The sequence below is a fragment of the Sphingobium sp. DEHP117 genome, assembly GCF_030867385.1.
GTDB lineage: Bacteria > Pseudomonadota > Alphaproteobacteria > Sphingomonadales > Sphingomonadaceae > Sphingobium.
On record NZ_JAPFBJ010000002.1, the window covers coordinates 912,338 to 927,875 of the forward strand.

14 protein-coding genes are annotated in these 15,538 nt (G+C 63.8%); 3 read left to right on the plus strand and 11 right to left on the minus strand.

Going from position 1 to position 15,538, the window contains the following annotated elements:
- Positions 1-75 precede the first annotated feature (75 nt).
- Genes OOT33_RS11420 through OOT33_RS11430 form a run of 3 tightly spaced genes read left to right on the plus strand, consistent with a single transcriptional unit; the run spans position 76 to position 5,141 of the window.
- Positions 76-2,523, plus strand: coding sequence for an NAD-dependent epimerase/dehydratase family protein (locus OOT33_RS11420; protein WP_307750146.1), 2,448 nt, complete (start codon positions 76-78; stop codon positions 2,521-2,523).
- 8 nt (positions 2,524-2,531) lie between these two features.
- Entirely contained in the window at positions 2,532-3,560 is a 1,029-nt protein-coding gene (locus tag OOT33_RS11425; RefSeq protein ID WP_307750147.1) for a glycosyltransferase, read from the plus strand.
- 54 nt (positions 3,561-3,614) lie between these two features.
- The gene (locus tag OOT33_RS11430; protein ID WP_307750148.1) at positions 3,615-5,141 is read left to right on the plus strand and encodes a glycoside hydrolase family 30 beta sandwich domain-containing protein; all 1,527 of its coding nucleotides are present in this window, start codon (positions 3,615-3,617) and stop codon (positions 5,139-5,141) included.
- A 3-nt stretch (positions 5,142-5,144) separates the two neighbouring features.
- On the opposite strand, the gene OOT33_RS11435 is transcribed toward OOT33_RS11430, so the two are convergent.
- The 11 genes from OOT33_RS11435 to OOT33_RS11485 all read right to left on the minus strand — a co-directional run bounded on the left by OOT33_RS11435 (position 5,145) and on the right by OOT33_RS11485 (position 15,404).
- Complete coding sequence (locus OOT33_RS11435; RefSeq protein ID WP_307750149.1) at positions 5,145-6,377, minus strand: acyl-CoA reductase; 1,233 nt, start codon at positions 6,375-6,377, stop codon at positions 5,145-5,147.
- Positions 6,374-7,465, minus strand: coding sequence for an acyl-protein synthetase (locus OOT33_RS11440; protein ID WP_307750150.1), 1,092 nt, complete (start codon positions 7,463-7,465; stop codon positions 6,374-6,376). Before OOT33_RS11440 ends, OOT33_RS11435 begins: the two co-directional genes overlap by 4 nt.
- Positions 7,462-8,859 carry an AMP-binding protein gene (locus OOT33_RS11445; protein ID WP_307750151.1) on the minus strand — a complete coding sequence of 466 codons (1,398 nt, stop codon included), beginning with the start codon at positions 8,857-8,859 and terminating at the stop codon, positions 7,462-7,464. The genes OOT33_RS11440 and OOT33_RS11445 overlap by 4 nt, the downstream gene beginning before the upstream one ends.
- The gene (locus OOT33_RS11450; protein ID WP_307750152.1) at positions 8,856-9,599 is read right to left on the minus strand and encodes a glucose 1-dehydrogenase; all 744 of its coding nucleotides are present in this window, start codon (positions 9,597-9,599) and stop codon (positions 8,856-8,858) included. The genes OOT33_RS11445 and OOT33_RS11450 overlap by 4 nt, the downstream gene beginning before the upstream one ends.
- A complete protein-coding gene (locus OOT33_RS11455; RefSeq protein ID WP_307750153.1) occupies positions 9,586-9,816 on the minus strand; it encodes a phosphopantetheine-binding protein in 231 nt (76 codons plus the stop codon). Before OOT33_RS11455 ends, OOT33_RS11450 begins: the two co-directional genes overlap by 14 nt.
- Positions 9,817-9,878: 62 nt before the next feature.
- Positions 9,879-10,361, minus strand: coding sequence for a DapH/DapD/GlmU-related protein (locus OOT33_RS11460; protein WP_307750154.1), 483 nt, complete (start codon positions 10,359-10,361; stop codon positions 9,879-9,881).
- A gap of 124 nt (positions 10,362-10,485) precedes the next feature.
- Positions 10,486-11,208: a methyltransferase domain-containing protein gene (locus OOT33_RS11465; RefSeq protein WP_307750155.1), complete on the minus strand. Its 723-nt coding sequence runs from the start codon at positions 11,206-11,208 to the stop codon at positions 10,486-10,488.
- 91 nt (positions 11,209-11,299) lie between these two features.
- The gene (locus tag OOT33_RS11470; protein ID WP_307750156.1) at positions 11,300-12,043 is read right to left on the minus strand and encodes a polysaccharide deacetylase family protein; all 744 of its coding nucleotides are present in this window, start codon (positions 12,041-12,043) and stop codon (positions 11,300-11,302) included.
- Positions 12,043-13,500, minus strand: coding sequence for an FAD-dependent oxidoreductase (locus OOT33_RS11475; RefSeq protein ID WP_307750157.1), 1,458 nt, complete (start codon positions 13,498-13,500; stop codon positions 12,043-12,045). The genes OOT33_RS11470 and OOT33_RS11475 overlap by 1 nt, the downstream gene beginning before the upstream one ends.
- A gap of 6 nt (positions 13,501-13,506) precedes the next feature.
- Positions 13,507-14,487 (minus strand): flippase-like domain-containing protein, encoded by a 981-nt coding sequence (locus OOT33_RS11480; RefSeq protein ID WP_307750158.1) that lies wholly within the window; start codon positions 14,485-14,487, stop codon positions 13,507-13,509.
- A complete protein-coding gene (locus tag OOT33_RS11485; RefSeq protein ID WP_307750159.1) occupies positions 14,487-15,404 on the minus strand; it encodes a glycosyltransferase in 918 nt (305 codons plus the stop codon). Before OOT33_RS11485 ends, OOT33_RS11480 begins: the two co-directional genes overlap by 1 nt.
- Positions 15,405-15,538: the final 134 nt, after the last annotated feature.

Below are 15,538 nucleotides of genomic sequence, written 5' to 3' on the forward strand. Positions count from 1 at the left end.
ACCTTTCAACGATAGAAGGGCTGCGCCAAAATTGATCGCGGCTGGGCGTCAGGGCAAGTTGACAGGGGTGAAAGAGTGAAGATCATTGTCGCTGGCGGCGCGGGGTTTATTGGTTCGCATCTGTGCGACCGGCTGATCGCCGAAGGGCACCAGATCTGGTGCATAGACAATCTCCAGACCGGCGCGCTATCGAATCTGACTGATCTGTCTTCCCACCCGAATTTCCATTTTATTCAAGGCGATATCCGTGACGAGCTTCCGGATATCGAATGTGACCAATTCTATAACCTCGCCTGCCCGGCGGCGCCGATCCATTATCAGGCGGACCCGATCGGAACGCTGCGCACCTGCGTGATCGGCACGCTCAATGTGCTCGAATTCTGCCAGGCCAAGGGCGCGCGGATGCTTCAGGCGTCGACCAGCGAGGTCTATGGCGACCCCACCGTCCACCCTCAGCCGGAGAAATATGTCGGCGCGGTGAGCTGCACCGGCCCGCGCGCCTGCTATGACGAGGGAAAGCGCGCGGCCGAGACCGCCTGCTTCGATTTCAACCGCCAATATGGCGTCGAGATCCGCGTGGCGCGCATCTTCAACACCTACGGCCCGCGCATGAGCGTCGGCGACGGGCGCGTTGTCCCCAATTTCGTGACGCAGGCAATGACCGGCAAGGGCCTCACCGTCTACGGCTCCGGCTCGCAGACCCGTTCCTTCTGCTATGTCGATGATACCGTTGACGGCCTCATTCGCCTGATGAACTCCGAGGGTTCGGTCGTCGGACCGATCAACATCGGCAACGATGAGGAGTTTTCGGTACGCGAGCTGGCGGAAATCGTCACGACGATGACCAATTCCAAATCGCCCGTGGTGTACAAGGACCTGCCGCAGGACGATCCACATATCCGCCGGCCGGATATCAGCCGCGCGCGGGAAACGCTCAGTTGGGCGCCAACGCTCAAACTGCGTGAAGGGCTTGGCCCGACCATCGCCTGGTATCAGACACGCCTTGCGGCTACCTCGAAGGTGCGCACCAAGGACAGCACAGACGGCCGCCAGACGCTTGCCGTCATCGGCGGTGGTCCCGCCGGGCTATCCGCCGCCTACTGGATGCAAAAGCACAGCAACCTGCATCATGTCATCGTGGTGGAGGAAAGCGACAAGGTCGGCGGCATTTCGCGCACCGAGAACTACAAGAATTTCCGCTACGACATTGGCGGCCACCGTTTCGTAACCCGCGTCGCCCGCGTAGAGTCGCTGTGGAAAGAGGTGTTGCCAGAGCCGTTCCTGCGTCGCGCGCGCCAGACGCGCATCTTCTATCGCGGCAAATATTTCGATTATCCGCTGCGCCTGTTCAACGCGCTCAAGAATATGGGCCTGTACGAATCGGCGCTGATCCTTGCCAGCTATGCCAAATGGAACTTCATGCCTCACAAGGAGGAGGAGAATTTCCAGCAGTGGATCACCAACCGCTTCGGCGGGCGCCTGTTCTGGTATTTCTTCCGCCCCTATACCCAGAAGGTGTGGGGCAAGCAGTTCAAGGCGATCCGCGCGGACTGGGCGATCCAGCGCATCCGCAACATGTCGCTGCGCAAGGCGGTGGCGCGTTCGCTGTCCGGATCGCACGACACCGGCAACATCGTCGAGAATTTCGATTATCCGCGCCTCGGCCCCGGCATGATGTGGGAAGCCTTCCGTGACAGGATCGAGGAGAAGGGCGGGGAAATTTGGATGAAATCCACCGCCACGCGTATCCATCGCGAAGGCGACATGGTCACCGCGATCGAGGTGGAGAATGTGCAGGATGGCGAGACGGTGACGACCCGCCTCGAAGCCGATCATTTCATCTCGTCGATGCCGATATCGACCATGGTGCTCAACATGGTGCCGCCGGCCCCGCCCGCGATCCAGGCCGCGGCGAAGAAGCTGCGCTATCGGGCGTTCATCGTCGTCGCGCTGATTGTCGACGGGCCTGATCCGTTCCCGGATAACTGGATCTATATTCACGATCCCGAGGTGAAGGCAGCCCGCATCCAGAACTTCCGTTCCTGGTCGGCGGACCTTGTGCCCGATGCCGACAAAGCCAGCATCGGCATGGAATATTTCTGCGAAGAAGGCGACGAGATGTGGAACGCCGCAGACGCGGACCTCATCGCCCACGCCGCCAGGGAGATCGAGATGCTCGGCCTCGCAAAGGCCGCTGCGGTCAAGGACGGCACCGTCATTCGCCAGCACAAGGCCTATCCGGTCTATGACGACGAATATCGCGAGGCGCTGAACATGATTCGCGGCTGGCTGTCAGACATGCGCAACCTGCAGGTCGTCGGCCGCAACGGCATGCACAGCTATAACAACATGGATCATTCCGTGCTCACCGCCACGCTGGCGGTCGACAATATCCTCGGTGCGACGCATGACTTGTGGTCTGTCGATGTCGATCAGGACCACAATGAGGATGTCGAGGCTTCGGCCGAAATTGCGAGCGAGAGCAGCGCGCCTGACCCGGCCCGGATCCGCGAAGTCGCCTGATCGATCCTATGGCTGAAGCTTCGCGCCCGACCGTAGCCGTCATCATCCCCGCGTATAACGCGGTGGCAACGCTTCCCGGCTGTCTCGACGCGATCAACGCGATGAGCTGGAAGGCCGACGAGCTGATCCTGTTCAGCGATGGCTCCACCGACGAGACCGACGACATGGCCCGCGCCGCCGGTGCGCGCGTCATCCGCAACGATGGCAAGCCGAAAGGCCCCGGCCATGGCCGCAACGAGGCCGCCAAGGCCGCGACATCGGACCTGCTGCTGTTCGTCGACGCTGATGTGGTGATCTCTCCCACCGCGCTGGAGCAGCTGGTGGCAGACATGCAGGCCAATGGCGCGAAGGCGGCGTTCGGTTCCTATGACGACGCCCCATGGTCCCAGCGCGTGACCAGCCTTTATGCAAATTTGCGCCACCATTTCGTCCACCAGCAGGGCAAGCGCGAGGCCAAGACCTTCTGGTCCGGCCTTGGCCTGATCGACCGCAAGGTGTTCCTCGATGCGGGCGGCTTTGACGTGGAAATGTTCAAGCATCCCAGCATCGAGGATATCGAACTGGGCGCGCGCGTGGTCGCCGCCGGGCATCGCATCCGCCTCGTGCCGGAAGCCTTGTGCAAGCACTGGAAGGACTGGAGCCTGTGGCGCGTCTGGCATACCGATGTCGTGCGCCGCGCCCTGCCCTGGTCGCGCCTGATCGTCGATGGCAAGACCGGCGAGGCGGATTTGAACATCAGCCATGTCGAACGGTTCAAGTCCCTGCTCGCCCTGCTGATCGTGGCGGGCCTGTTCGGCATCGGGCTTGCGGCGCTAGTCGTGCCCGCGCTGGTGCAGCCGGTCGCAATCGCCTGCGCCCTGCTGGCGTTGCTCTATATGTGGCTCAACCGCGCGTTTTTCGGCTTTCTCGCCCGCCGTCTCGGCTTTTTCCGGTCGCTGGGCGCGATGGCGATGCACTTTTGCTACCATATCTACGCTCCGCTGACTTATGTCTGGGTGGTCGTTCAGACGCGGCTCGGTTTGCGGCGACCGGGATAAGGTCTTTTGACGCGCGCCCAAGACCTCGCTAGAGTTGGGGTGATGGGCCGGAGAGTGATACGATATTCTGTTCTTGCAGCCACTGTGCTTGCCCTATGCGGCTGCGACAGCCGCAAGCCCGCTAATGTCGGCCTTGTCCCCACAGAGACGTTCCAGACCATCGATGCCTGGGAAGCCAACGCTAAGATGTGGGAGTTCAACCGTCGTTCCAACCGCTTTGACGACAGCTGGATGCCCGCGCGTGACCGTATCCTGACGATGATGATCGCGGAGGGCGGCATCAACCGCCTGCGCGTCGAGCTGCGCAGCGGCGCGGAAAATCCGGTCGATTACTGGTCCCAATTCCGTAGTGGGGCGCTATCCTACACCGATTTCAAGCAACACGCCTACGAGAAGGTCAACGACAACGCCGACCCCAAGGTCGCGAACCCTAAAGGCTTCCAGTTTTCCGAGCTGGATTTCCGCATGGACAATTTCGTCGTTCCTTCCATGCGGATCGCCAAGGCGATGGGGCGGCCGATGCGGTTCTCGCTGGCCTATGTCGATTCGAAATGGAGCGATCAGCAAGGCCAGCTCTCGCATGCCGACAACCCGGAGGAATATGCCGAGCTGATCGCCGCTGCCTTCGCGCACCTCAAGCAGAAATACGGGCTGGTGCCCGACGCGCTGGAAATCGTGCTGGAGCCGGACAACAGCGATGGCTGGGCAGGCCGGCGCATCGGCTCGGCGATCGTTGCGGTGTCGCGGCGGCTGGAGGAACAGGGCGCTACGCCCCGCATCATAGCGCCGTCGACCTCGGTTGCCCGCCGCGCGCCACGCTATATGCAGGAGATCATGAGCATTCCCGGCGCGGCGGAGAAGGTCTCGGTGCTGGCTTACCACCGCTACGGCATCCAGCCGACGGAACAGGCTTACAGCCGCATCCGCGAAAGCGCGAAGGCGATCAAGGCGCAGACGGCGATGCTCGAATTCGGCCGCGCGGACGCGGGCATGCTGTTCGAAGAGCTGACTCAGGCGAACATCAGCAGCTTCCAGAAGCATGACATCGCCACGCCGGACCTCGGCCGTGTCGCCACCCTGCCGGGCAACATGCTGCGTGTGACCGAGCCGGGAACGGCGGAACCCGAGGTAGAGCCGCTGCCCGAGGCGACGGCGCTCGCCTCGCTGTTCCGCGTGGTTGACCCCGGCGCGGTGCGCATCGGCACGCGTAGCGACCGGCGCTGGCTCAGCGCGGTGGCATTTCGCAACCCGGATGGGCGGCTGGTGCTCGCCGTCAAGGCCGATCAGGGCCCGGTGATGAAGCTGCTGGACAAGGTGCACCGCCGCCTCAACACGCCGATGCCCCAGCCGCAGGGCGGCGCGTGGGCGCATGTCACTATGGGGCGGGCGGGTACCTATGTGGCCCAGCGGTCCAACACATTGGCCGGGCGCATTCAGCGGTGCGTGTTGAAGATAGAGTTTGCCAGTGGCCATGCGCGCGTATTGCTGCGCGGGGGCGACGTGGTGACGATCACGGAACAGCCCAAGGGCGCGGTGCCGCGCTATCCCGCCTGCCCGCGCGACGCTGCGGGCTGGGAATAGCCCTTATTCGATCACGATCAGGCGGGTCATCTGGGTGAGCAGGTCGACCCCGTCCCACAGGCTATCGAAATTGAGCGCGTGGCCCGGCTTGACAATGCGGGCAATGCCGCGCGGCTGATGCTGGCCAAGGAAGCCCGCCCAGTCCTCGCGCGTGATGCCGAAGCTGGTGACGGTCTGCCAGTTCTCCGCGATGTGGGGCAGCAGGTCGGCCAGCCCCTCGATGCGGTAATCCTCGAAAAACCCGGCCGAGGCCAAAGGCGCGCCGCCTAGTCTGCTCAGGGGCGGGCGGATGACGCGCACCTGATTGTCCGCCGATCCGCCGACAACTTCAGCGCCCACCTCGATCGCGGCTGTCTGTTCGGCGAGCAGTTTCGCCACCGCGTCCGCACCTTCGAGCGGGAAGTTCGCGGCCAGCGCCGCGCCGCGCACCTCGGCCCAGAAGCTCGCGCTTGCCGCATTCGCCGCGTCTTCGCCGCCGCGCCATATCACCGCGCGGGGAGAGGAGCATGCCGCCTGCCCGAACCACAGCGAGTCGTTGACGAAGTCCTTGGCCACCGCCGCCTTCTCGTCCGCGGCCAGCCATGCGGCGGCATCGAAGACCGATACGGAATATTTGTTGGGAAAAACCAGCTCTGTGCCAGTGGGCGCCAGCGGGCTTTGGCGGATGGTCGAAACGGTGGCGTCTCCGCCCCACACCACACGGATGTGGCAGCGCGCGCACAGCGCATCCGTCACCGCGCGGTCATGCGCATAGCGGATGATGGCGATGCGCGCCCGCACGCTGTCCTCCGCTTCCTCCAGCGCGCCGGAGAGGACGCGCATCAGCGCATCGGCCTGATCCCCGCCGCGCGAGGAGACGCGGATGATGTTGACGTTGCCCGCGAGCAGTGAAAGCAGCAACGAGTAGACGAAGATCGTGTCGACGTTGGACGGCGCGACATGAAAAGCGAGCCCGCGCGCCACGCGCACCGCCTCTGGATAGGCCTCGGCAAAGCGGACGTTGAGCCGCTTGATGCTCGCCGCCCGCGCCCAGAAACCCAGCGCCACCAGCTCCGGATATTGCCGCACCGCCGGGTCGCGCAGCAGGCGTCGGCTGAAGTTCTCCATAAAGCTCAGCGCATCGGGCGCGAAGGGCGGGGCGGGGGTGCGCGCGAACAGCTCGGCAAGGCTGGTGCCCTGGGGCAGGACAACGGAAACCGCGTCGAGCGGGCTGGCAGTAACGGCCTCGTGGTTCATGCGGCGGCGCCCTGCGGAATCGGCTGCGCAAAGGTATCGCTGCACCCGCGCACCTCGGCCTTGGGCAGGCGGCCCAGCACCTCGAACGTCTTGCCCATGCGCCCGCACGGGCAGTCATCCTCGCCCAACAGGCGGCCCCTGTCTTCGGTCAACAGTGAATGGCCGGGGTAGCTGCGCGGCAGCACCGAGAGCACCTGAATGACTCCGGCCTCGCCGATCGCGCACTCGCGCCAGTCCTGCGGGTCGCGGATGATGATGTCGGCAAACAGGGGCGCGTGCAGCCTGCCCGCCTCACACTCCATGAACACGGAGCCGGTCTGCTCGACCATGCCATAGAAATTGTGCACCCGCGCGAATCCGGCGACATCGCGCGCCACGCCCTTGAAAATGTCGTTCGAGACCTTCTCGGCCTCCAGCTTCTTCCAGCCGCCGCTGTGGATCAGGATCGCGTCGGCGAACGGCAGCTTGCGCCCCGCCGCCTTCAGCTGCTGGAGGAAATGCTGCCACACCATGAAGGTGAAGCCGAAGGCAAAGATCGGCGAGTCGGGATATTTCTGCACGAAATACTCGATCGACGCCCAGTCCAGCTCCATCGTCTCGTCTTTCAGCGCAAAACGATGGTCGCGCCCGAAGGTCATCAGACCCAAGATCCCTGCGCCGCGTGCGCTGAAGGTGCGGCGGTCCTTCACCACGCTGGGGTGGTCGATGATCAGCATTGGCAGGCGCTTCGGCCCGATGAAAGACGTGACGATGCGCGTGAGCGCGCGCGTTTGCAGCTGCGCGGTCTCTGCATCGAGGAAGATGCGCGAGGGCGCCTGCCCCGTGGTGCCGGAGGAGGTCATCGTCTTGAAGATCTGATCCTGCGGCACGGAGGACAGGCTGTGCATTTTGAACATGCTGACCGGCAGGAACGGCGCGACAGACCCGCCGGGCAGCGCATCGGGCGGATAGGCGGAGAGGATGCTGTGATAGGGCGCGCAGGCGGCGTCATGATGCCGCGTCAATTCGCCCAGTTCACTGCCCAGCAACGCCGCCTTCTCCGCCTTCGCGAGGCCATAAACCGGATGCTCGAAAAATTCCTCGATCATGCGGCGCTCCCTGCGGTGGCGGGTTGACCGGCAGCCTCCCACGCCTCATTCAGCGCGGTGGCCGTGATCTTGCCGGTGGCGGAGCGCGCAATGCCGGGGCAGCAGCGCACCTCAATGCCGCGCGGGGGGAGGGAGAACAGCTCCACCACCTTTTCGCGCACGCGCTGCGCGTCCGCCTCGCCCTCGATCAGGATGCGCAAACTATCGTCCGTACCGAAGGCGACGGCGCTGTGGCCAAGGTCGCCCAAACGGCGGTCGATCTCCTCCAGGTTGACGCGGAGGCCGTAAATCTTGAGCATCCGCGCAGCGCGCCCGGTGATGCGCAGCAGGCCGTCTTCGCCACGCTTGGCGAGGTCGCCGGTCTTGAGCACGCCGCCCAGATCATCACCACGCGCCAGATCCTCTGCCGCCAGCGCATAGCCCATCATCACCGAAGGCCCGCGCACGACCATCTCGCCCTCTTCGCCCGCGGCTACTGGCGCGCCGCTATCGTCGAGCAGGTCGATGGCTACGCCGTCAACCGGCACGCCGATCGCCTCGGGTGCGGCGGCGGCCTGGTCCGGCGGCAGATAGGCGATGCGCGGCCCGGCCTCGGTCTGGCCATACATGACGAAGAACCGGCGGCTCGTGCGCCCGGCCCAGTCCGCGAAGAAGCTGATGATCCTGGGGTCGAGCCTGCCGCCCGCCTGCGTCAGCGTCTTGAGGCTCGGGATGTCCAACCCCTTCTCGCCCAAGCGGCGGATCGCCATATAATGAAAAGGCACGCCCGCGATCGAGGTCGCCTCATGGCTGCGCAGTTCTTCCCAATAGCCCGGCTCCATCACGCTCTTTTGCGTGAGGCAGATGCTGGCGCCCGCCATCAGGTGCGAGTTGATGATCGACATGCCGTAGGAATAGCTCATCGGCAGGTGGAGCAGCGGGCGCTCGTTCGAGTCAAGGCCAAGATAGGCAGCAATCGCCAGCGCGTTTGCCGCCACGCCGCTGGTCTTCAGCCGCACCAGCTTGGGCGAGCCGGTGCTGCCCGACGTGGTGAGCAGCAGGCCGAGGTCGGAATGGAGCGCCACCGGCGCATCGGTGGAGACAGTGCGCTCGCCGCTCGCCGGATCGAGGATCACATCCGGCCGATACAGCTCCGCCAGCCCGTCGAGCAGCGGCTGCGCCAGCGCGCTTTCGAGCAACAGCGGCACATGCCCGTCCGCCAGCAGGGCCATATAGGCGGCGACCGAGGGGATGGTGAGCGAGCAGCGCAGCATGACGAGCGCACGCTCCCGCGGCAAGTCTCCGATAATTTCGCGCCCCAATTGAAGCGCCTCGGCATAGCTCAGGGTGCGGTCCCCATCGCGCAGGCAGGGGCGGCTGGCGTGGGCAGAAAAGGCGTCGGCGAAGCCTGTCAAATAACCAGGCCCCCGTCGACGCCGACCACCTGCCCCGTAACATAGCCCGCCATGTCGGAGGCGAGGAAGGTGATCAGCTTGGCCACATCCTCAGCGGTGCCGGGCCGGCCCATGCCTATGGCGGAGAGCAGCTTCTCGCGTTTTTCCTCGGGCAGATCGGCGATCATGTCCGTGTCGATCACGCCGGGCGCGACCGCGTTGACGCGGATCTGGCGTGCGGCCAGTTCCTTCGACAGCGAGAGCGTCGCGCCGATAACGCCTGCCTTGCTCGCGCCATAGACAGCCTGCCCGGTATTGCCGAACCGGCCGATATAGGACGCGACGTTGACGATGCTGCCACCGCCCGCCCGTGCCATCAATCGCGCGCCATATTGCGCGCACAACAGCACGCCGCGCAAATTGGTGCGCCAGATGTCGTCCATCAGCTCGACCGAGGCCATCTCGATCACCGCATCGCGCAGGATGCCTGCGTTGTTCACGAGGATGTCGAGCTTTTTGCATTCCTTCTGGATGGTGACGAAGCCCTCGCGCACGGCGGCGGGATCGGTCACATCGAAATAGACGGCACGTGCCCCGTTGCCGATCTCGGCGCAGGTCTGCTCCAGCGATCCTACCGTGCGGGCGTTGAGCCACACGGTCGCGCCCGCCTCGGCCAGCATCTTCGCGGTGGCAAGGCCGATGCCGCGTCCCGCCCCGGTAACGAGCGCGATGCGCCCTTCGAGTGCGTCAGGCCGCAGCATCATATTTGCTTAGGATTTCCCGGATTTTCGCGACCGAAGACATGCCGACGATATCGTCCGTCTCCAGCATGATGCCGTAGGCGTCTTCCAGCTCGGTCACCAGCGCCATATGGGCAACTGAATCCCACTCGGGGATCGAATTATACTTCAGGTCTTCCGTCACCTTGTCCGCCGGCAGCATCAGCGATTTGGCGATGAGGTCGATTAGCTTGTCCATTCTGGTCTCCGGTTAGTGCGCATGGCTGCGCGCCTCTTACTCAATATTCGGCAAACGTCCGGTTAACTCGCTGGTGCCGCTGGGGTTGCATCCGGCTCGGTCGATGCGCGTGATTTGATGATGCCCCATTTGCCGGTGACGATGCCGGTTTCCAGCACGCGCGCCGGATTGCCGAACACGATCACGCCCGGAGGTACATCGCGCAGCACCACGCTGCCCGCCGCGACCACGCTGCCGTCGCCGATCGTCACACCCGGCATGATGAGCGAATGCGCACCGATGTTGCACCGCTCGCCGATGCGGGTTTCCACATGTACGCCGCGCACGGTGTCGTGTGAGAGGATCGACGCGCCGAAAACCACCGCGCTGTCCTTGCCGATGACGATGCCCCTGGGGTTGGTCTTGTCCAGCTTGGCAGAGAAGGAGATGGCGCAGCCCTCGGCGATCTTCATGCCCCAGACCGTGTTGAAATAGACCCGTCGCACGTTCATCAGGGCATTACGCAGTTTGCGGCGAGCCACCGCCGCCATACCGAGCTGAACCATTTTTATTCCCTTGAGACGCTTTTCCCGTCGGATACGATGCAATAGGGTGCAGTGCAATATGAAACAGGCAAGTGAGGGCTGACCGGGGGTCACTCCCCGGCCCGCACCGGCACCGGCTGGGCGCTTATTTGATCGCGACAAAGCCCTCGAAGCAGATATATTTCATCACCGTGGTGACGTCCTTGAAGCCCGCGCGGGCGAACAGATCGAGGTTGCCCTGCGTCGAGAACGGCTCCAGCACGCCCTTGAGGCTGCGCGTCTTGGTGACGATTTCCTCGCAGTTGAAGCCCTGCGAGAGCTTGAACTCGTTGTACATGCCGACCGCCATGTCCTGAAAACGGGCGTCGGGCGCGCGCACCTTCTCGAACATGATGAGCGCGCCGCCCCAGTTGAGCGCGTTATAGAGCTTGTCGAACAGCTGCTGCCGGTCGCGCGGGGGGATGAACTGGATCGTGTAGTAAGAGATGATGAGGTCAGCCGGCTCAAAGTCGAAATGGCGGGCGTCGTCCTCGATGATGGTGACGGACGGCGTGTCTGCGCAATGCTGGCGCGCCTTCTCGACCATCGGCGCGACCGGATCGATACCCACGAAGCGCGCACCGTCGCGGTGGGCGTTGTGCCGCGCCACCTTGCGGATCAGCTCGCCGGTCGAGGTGCCGATCTCATAGACCGTGCTGGTCTTGTCGACGAAATAATCGGAAAGTTGGCAGACCAGATCGTGGCCTGCCTCGTAGAGAGGCACGGACTGGCGGACATGATCGACAAATGTGTCGGCCACCTTGCCGTCGAAGGTCCAGCCCGCATTTTGCGCTTCGATATTCTGGCCGACTTTGGCGAATTTCGTCATGAATAATTCCGATCAATCTCTAGGATTACAGCCGATTATGCGTATTCTGCACCGCACAATCAAGCGCGTTAAGCCATTAACCCTTTAACCCTTAACCACGCACGAGTGTACCCACCGAGCGCAGCAGCTTGCGCGCCCGGAAATACAGCCTTCCCCCTTCCAGAAAGTTACGCCAGGCAAGGGGTGAGCGAAAATAATGCATGTCTATGCGCGATATGTCGTGCCGGTCATCGGTGCGGCGCGCCTCGGCGAAGCGGGTGCCGAAGGCGATCGCGTAATGAGAGCCGATCTCGCGGATAACGTCGGCGTCCACTGCGCCATAGGGGGCGGCAAAGGAGGCCGGGGGCGTTCCCAGCCACGCGCCAAGATCCGCGCCGCTGCCCGCGATCTCATCCGTGCGCGCCTGGCCGGATACCGAGGGCAGGGGCACATGGGTGCGGCCATGCGCGCCGAATTCCATGCCTTGCGCGCTCAATGCCGTCAGCTGCTCGCGCGTCATCAGCGGCCGGTTGGTGGGCGGGGCGGTATACCAATCCTCCACCCCGCCGAGCTTGCGCGTCGGCACAAACATCAGCGCGCTGAGGCCATGCGAAGCAAGGATCGGCACGGCGGTCTCGGCAAAATCGGCGAATGCATCGTCAAAGGTGATGAGTACCTTGCGCGCCATGGTGCCCTTGCCCTGATGCCAGGCGAGAAATTCGTCCAGGCGGGCGCTCGTAAATCCGCACCGGCCCAGCATCTCCATCTGCATCGCGAAGGTGGCGGGCGCGATGTTGGTCGGCCCCGGCGCGTCCGAGATCGAGTGATAAGTGAGGACGAGTGCGCCTTCCGCCATCAGTCTTCCACGACGTGATGCTCGAATTCCTTGCGATGCTCGGCCCAGCGCGCGTGATCGAACCGACCCTGCGAGTCGATGCACTCGACTGCGGCGGCGGACATGGCGAGCGCATGGTGGGTGTTGTCATGCGCGAACAGGCCCTGCCGCCCGAAGGTCAGCAGCCCGTCGACAGAGCCGACATATTGGTCCAGCACCGCGAAGTGCGTCTCGAAATCGCGGTCATAGACCGGATAGGCGTGAGACAGGCGCCGCGTGAGCGAGGCCTTGAGCTTCGGCTTGGGCAGGCCAGTCGCCACCAGCCAGTCGCACAGCTTCTGGCCAAGCTGGTCGTCGCTCATCGCCCATAGGTCTTCGTGCGGATCGCACGGCAGCTCCGCGCACAGCACAGTCTGTCCCTTCGGCTCTGAGGATGCCGAATAGTTTTTGGGTTCCGACAGGCGCGAGATCGGCACATTCAATTCCGGGAAATAATGCGCGTCATATTCGGTGTACTGGTCCTGATCGAGCGTGATGTAGATCAGGATCATGCCGCGATAGCGCATCTTGTCCGCCGCAGAGAGAACATCGGCGGGCGCGGCCGGTTCCATCATGCGCACCAGCTGCGACAGCGGGATGGTCGACCAGACATGGTCGGTCTCGATCCGCTGCTCCCCTTGCGCAGTGGCATAGCGCACCGCGCGTACCTTGCCGTCCTCATGCTCGATCGCGCTCACGGAGGCGCCCATTTGCGCCTGCGCACCTTGTCTTTCCGCGCCAGCCTTCAGCGCCTCGCTGATCAGGCCGAAGCCGGTCTTGGGATAATAGAAAATGCCGGTCTGCGGCTTCTTGATGCCGGGGAGCTGGCCCAGAACCTTCTTGATGATCTTGGTGATGGAGCTGCCCGAAATGCGGCGGCGGGCGAGCGTCACCGCCAGCTGCTCCGGCGGCAAGGCCCACAGCTTCTTCATATAGGGATAGTAAAACCCCTCGCACATCGCGGGGCCGAGTTCCTTGTGCAGGATGGTGGCGAAGGTCTCCGCCTCCGGCGTCGCCGCGCCCTTGCGGAATGGCTTGGTCGCCATGTCCTTCAACAGCGAGAGCGCAAAGCCCTTGGGCATCTTCATCAGCAGGTCCGCAGGCTTCAGCGGAAAGTGAATCCAGCTCCCTTTGAGGCGGATGCGGCCGTGGCGTGGGCGGGTGAGCAGGTCATCGCCCAGCAGGCCACGGATCATGGCGAGGATTGCGGGGTCGCTCGCCGGGTGCAGGCGGTGGCTGCCATAATCGCAATGCACGCCGTCATGCAGAAAGCTGCCTGAATTGCCGCCTACGGTCGTGCCGCGCTCCAGAAGGATCGGCTTTGCCTTGCCGCTCTCGCTCAACATATAGGCCGCGCCGACGCCTGCCGGGCCGCCGCCCAAAATCGTCACGCGTGGGCCGGCGTCTGCGGGAAAGGAAGGGGAGGGAGCGGAGGTCATGAGGGATCAGCCTATATGGGGTTTGGGGTCTAACGGTGAGGTGCTCTTGCCCGGCAACGCGGCAAAACCCGCCTGCACGAGCAGGCCGAGGATGCCGCTGGCATAAAGGACGGTCTGCCAGATCAGGCCGATGGCGATCACCGCGCCCGTATTTACGCCGAAGGGCTGGAGCAGCGCCGCCATGCTCGCCTCGCGCAGGCCGAGGCCGCCGAGGCTGATGGGCAGGATCGCGATGATCTTCGCCCCCGCCCAGGCATAGAACCACGCGGCGGCGGGGATCATCACGCCCAGCGCCAGCGCGAACGCGATGTTGATCAACACGAACAGGCACTGCACGGCGAGCGAGAGGATAAAACAGCCGAGCAGCAGGCCCGGCTGGCGGCCCATCTCCGCGCTGGCGGCGATGATCTTGCCGAGAATGCGCCCTGCCTTGCCCTTGGTGCTGAGCCACGCGGCAAACGCGGCGATGCGTGCGGAAAGCAGGCGCAGCAGCGTCAGCTTTATAGCCACGACCACCACTATTCCGCCGACGACCAGCCCGGTCGTGCGCCCATCGGTGTTGAACGCGAACCACGCCCCCACCAGCGCCACCAGCGCCAGCGAGGCGGTGTCGATCAACCGGTCGACCAGCGAGCCGACCGCGAGGCGGCCCTTGTCCTTGGTCTCGCCCATCACAAGGGCGGCGCGCACCACGTCTCCACCCGCCACGCCGGGCAGCGCGAGGTTGGCACCCAGCCCTGCCAGATGCGCGCGAAAGGCGCGGGCAAAGCGCACCTCATGGCCGATCAGCATCCACCATTTCGCGGCGGTAAGCGCATGGCCGATCAGGAACAGCGCGAACCCCGCCAGCCAGAGCTGCGGAGACAGGCGCTTGGCCGCGCCCCATACCTGCGCCAGCGGAACGAAATGAAAGATGAAGGCCAGCAGCACCGCGCTGACCGCGATCTGCACCGCCCAGACAAGATATCGCTTGCGCGATGAGGCCATCAGCGCGTGCCGGGCGGGCGCAGCTGCATGCGCGCCATCATGTCGGCAATCAGCCCGAAGGACCAGATGACTATTGCGCCGAGCATGCCGAAGATCGCGGTCTCCGAAAGGTTGTCGATCCACACGTCATACACAGCCTTGCCGACCCCGATGAGAAACAGGAACGCGCCCAAGGGCATGAAGATGCGCAGCGGCTGGAAATAGACCGTCAGGCGGAACACCAGCATCATGAAGCGGAAGAAATCGACCGCCTTGATCTTCGATGTGCCCACGCGCTTGCCGTAGGTGATCGGCAGGTAGGACACGTTAAAGCCCGAGGCGAGCATGCACAGCGTGATCGTGGTGGTGAACGAAAAGGCGTTGGGCAGCAGGTGGATGAACCGCTCCAGCTCCGGCCGCTGGAACACGCGCAGGCCGGAATTCAGGTCGGTGATCTTGTGCCCGGCGAGATAGCTCGCAAGGTTGTTCAGCACCCATTTGGCGGGCTTGCGGATCATCGGCACGCCCTTCATCGCCGCGCCGCGGTCGCCCACCACCATCTGATTGTAGGCGGCCATCTCGATCATCTGGGGCAGCATTTCGGCGGGGTAGGTGCCATCCGCGTCGATGATCGCGACCAGCGGCGCCTTGGTGACGGCAATGCCAGCCTTCAATGCACGGCCATAACCGCCATTGTGCGGGAAATCGACAACATGCACGCCGGTCGATTTGGCGGCTGCGGCGGTGCCGTCCTTGGATCCGTCGTTAACGACCACCAGCTCGAACGGGATGCCGGCATCGTTCAATACCTCGCGTACCTTCTCGATTGTGGGGATGACGGCGTTTTCCTCATTATAGGCCGGTATCACCACCGATACCGCGGGCGCGGCCGATAATGCTCCCGTGCCGCTCGCCGTTGCCGGATCAACAGTCCGCATTCTACCCCCTGAAATGGATATGCCCAGTAAGTGCGCGCATGCCTTAACAGGCGCTTCTTAAAGGCCTATTACCGTTACCGGCCATTTCAACGCAACCGCGTTCACCTTTTTTGTTGCGGTTGCGAAACTCACGC

What these genes read in the sequence shown, in the direction of transcription:
- OOT33_RS11485 (WP_307750159.1), bottom strand. Translation starts at nt 15,404, where the DNA reads ATGCGGACTGTTGATCCGGCAACGGCGAGCGGCACGGGAGCATTATCG.
- OOT33_RS11470 (WP_307750156.1), bottom strand. Translation starts at nt 12,043, where the DNA reads ATGGCGGAAGGCGCACTCGTCCTCACTTATCACTCGATCTCGGACGCG.
- OOT33_RS11465 (WP_307750155.1), bottom strand. Translation starts at nt 11,208, where the DNA reads ATGACGAAATTCGCCAAAGTCGGCCAGAATATCGAAGCGCAAAATGCG.
- OOT33_RS11475 (WP_307750157.1), bottom strand. Translation starts at nt 13,500, where the DNA reads ATGACCTCCGCTCCCTCCCCTTCCTTTCCCGCAGACGCCGGCCCACGC.
- OOT33_RS11480 (WP_307750158.1), bottom strand. Translation starts at nt 14,487, where the DNA reads ATGGCCTCATCGCGCAAGCGATATCTTGTCTGGGCGGTGCAGATCGCG.
- OOT33_RS11455 (WP_307750153.1), bottom strand. Translation starts at nt 9,816, where the DNA reads ATGGACAAGCTAATCGACCTCATCGCCAAATCGCTGATGCTGCCGGCG.
- OOT33_RS11425 (WP_307750147.1), top strand. Translation starts at nt 2,532, where the DNA reads ATGGCTGAAGCTTCGCGCCCGACCGTAGCCGTCATCATCCCCGCGTAT.
- OOT33_RS11435 (WP_307750149.1), bottom strand. Translation starts at nt 6,377, where the DNA reads ATGAACCACGAGGCCGTTACTGCCAGCCCGCTCGACGCGGTTTCCGTT.
- OOT33_RS11440 (WP_307750150.1), bottom strand. Translation starts at nt 7,465, where the DNA reads ATGATCGAGGAATTTTTCGAGCATCCGGTTTATGGCCTCGCGAAGGCG.
- OOT33_RS11450 (WP_307750152.1), bottom strand. Translation starts at nt 9,599, where the DNA reads ATGCTGCGGCCTGACGCACTCGAAGGGCGCATCGCGCTCGTTACCGGG.
- OOT33_RS11460 (WP_307750154.1), bottom strand. Translation starts at nt 10,361, where the DNA reads ATGGTTCAGCTCGGTATGGCGGCGGTGGCTCGCCGCAAACTGCGTAAT.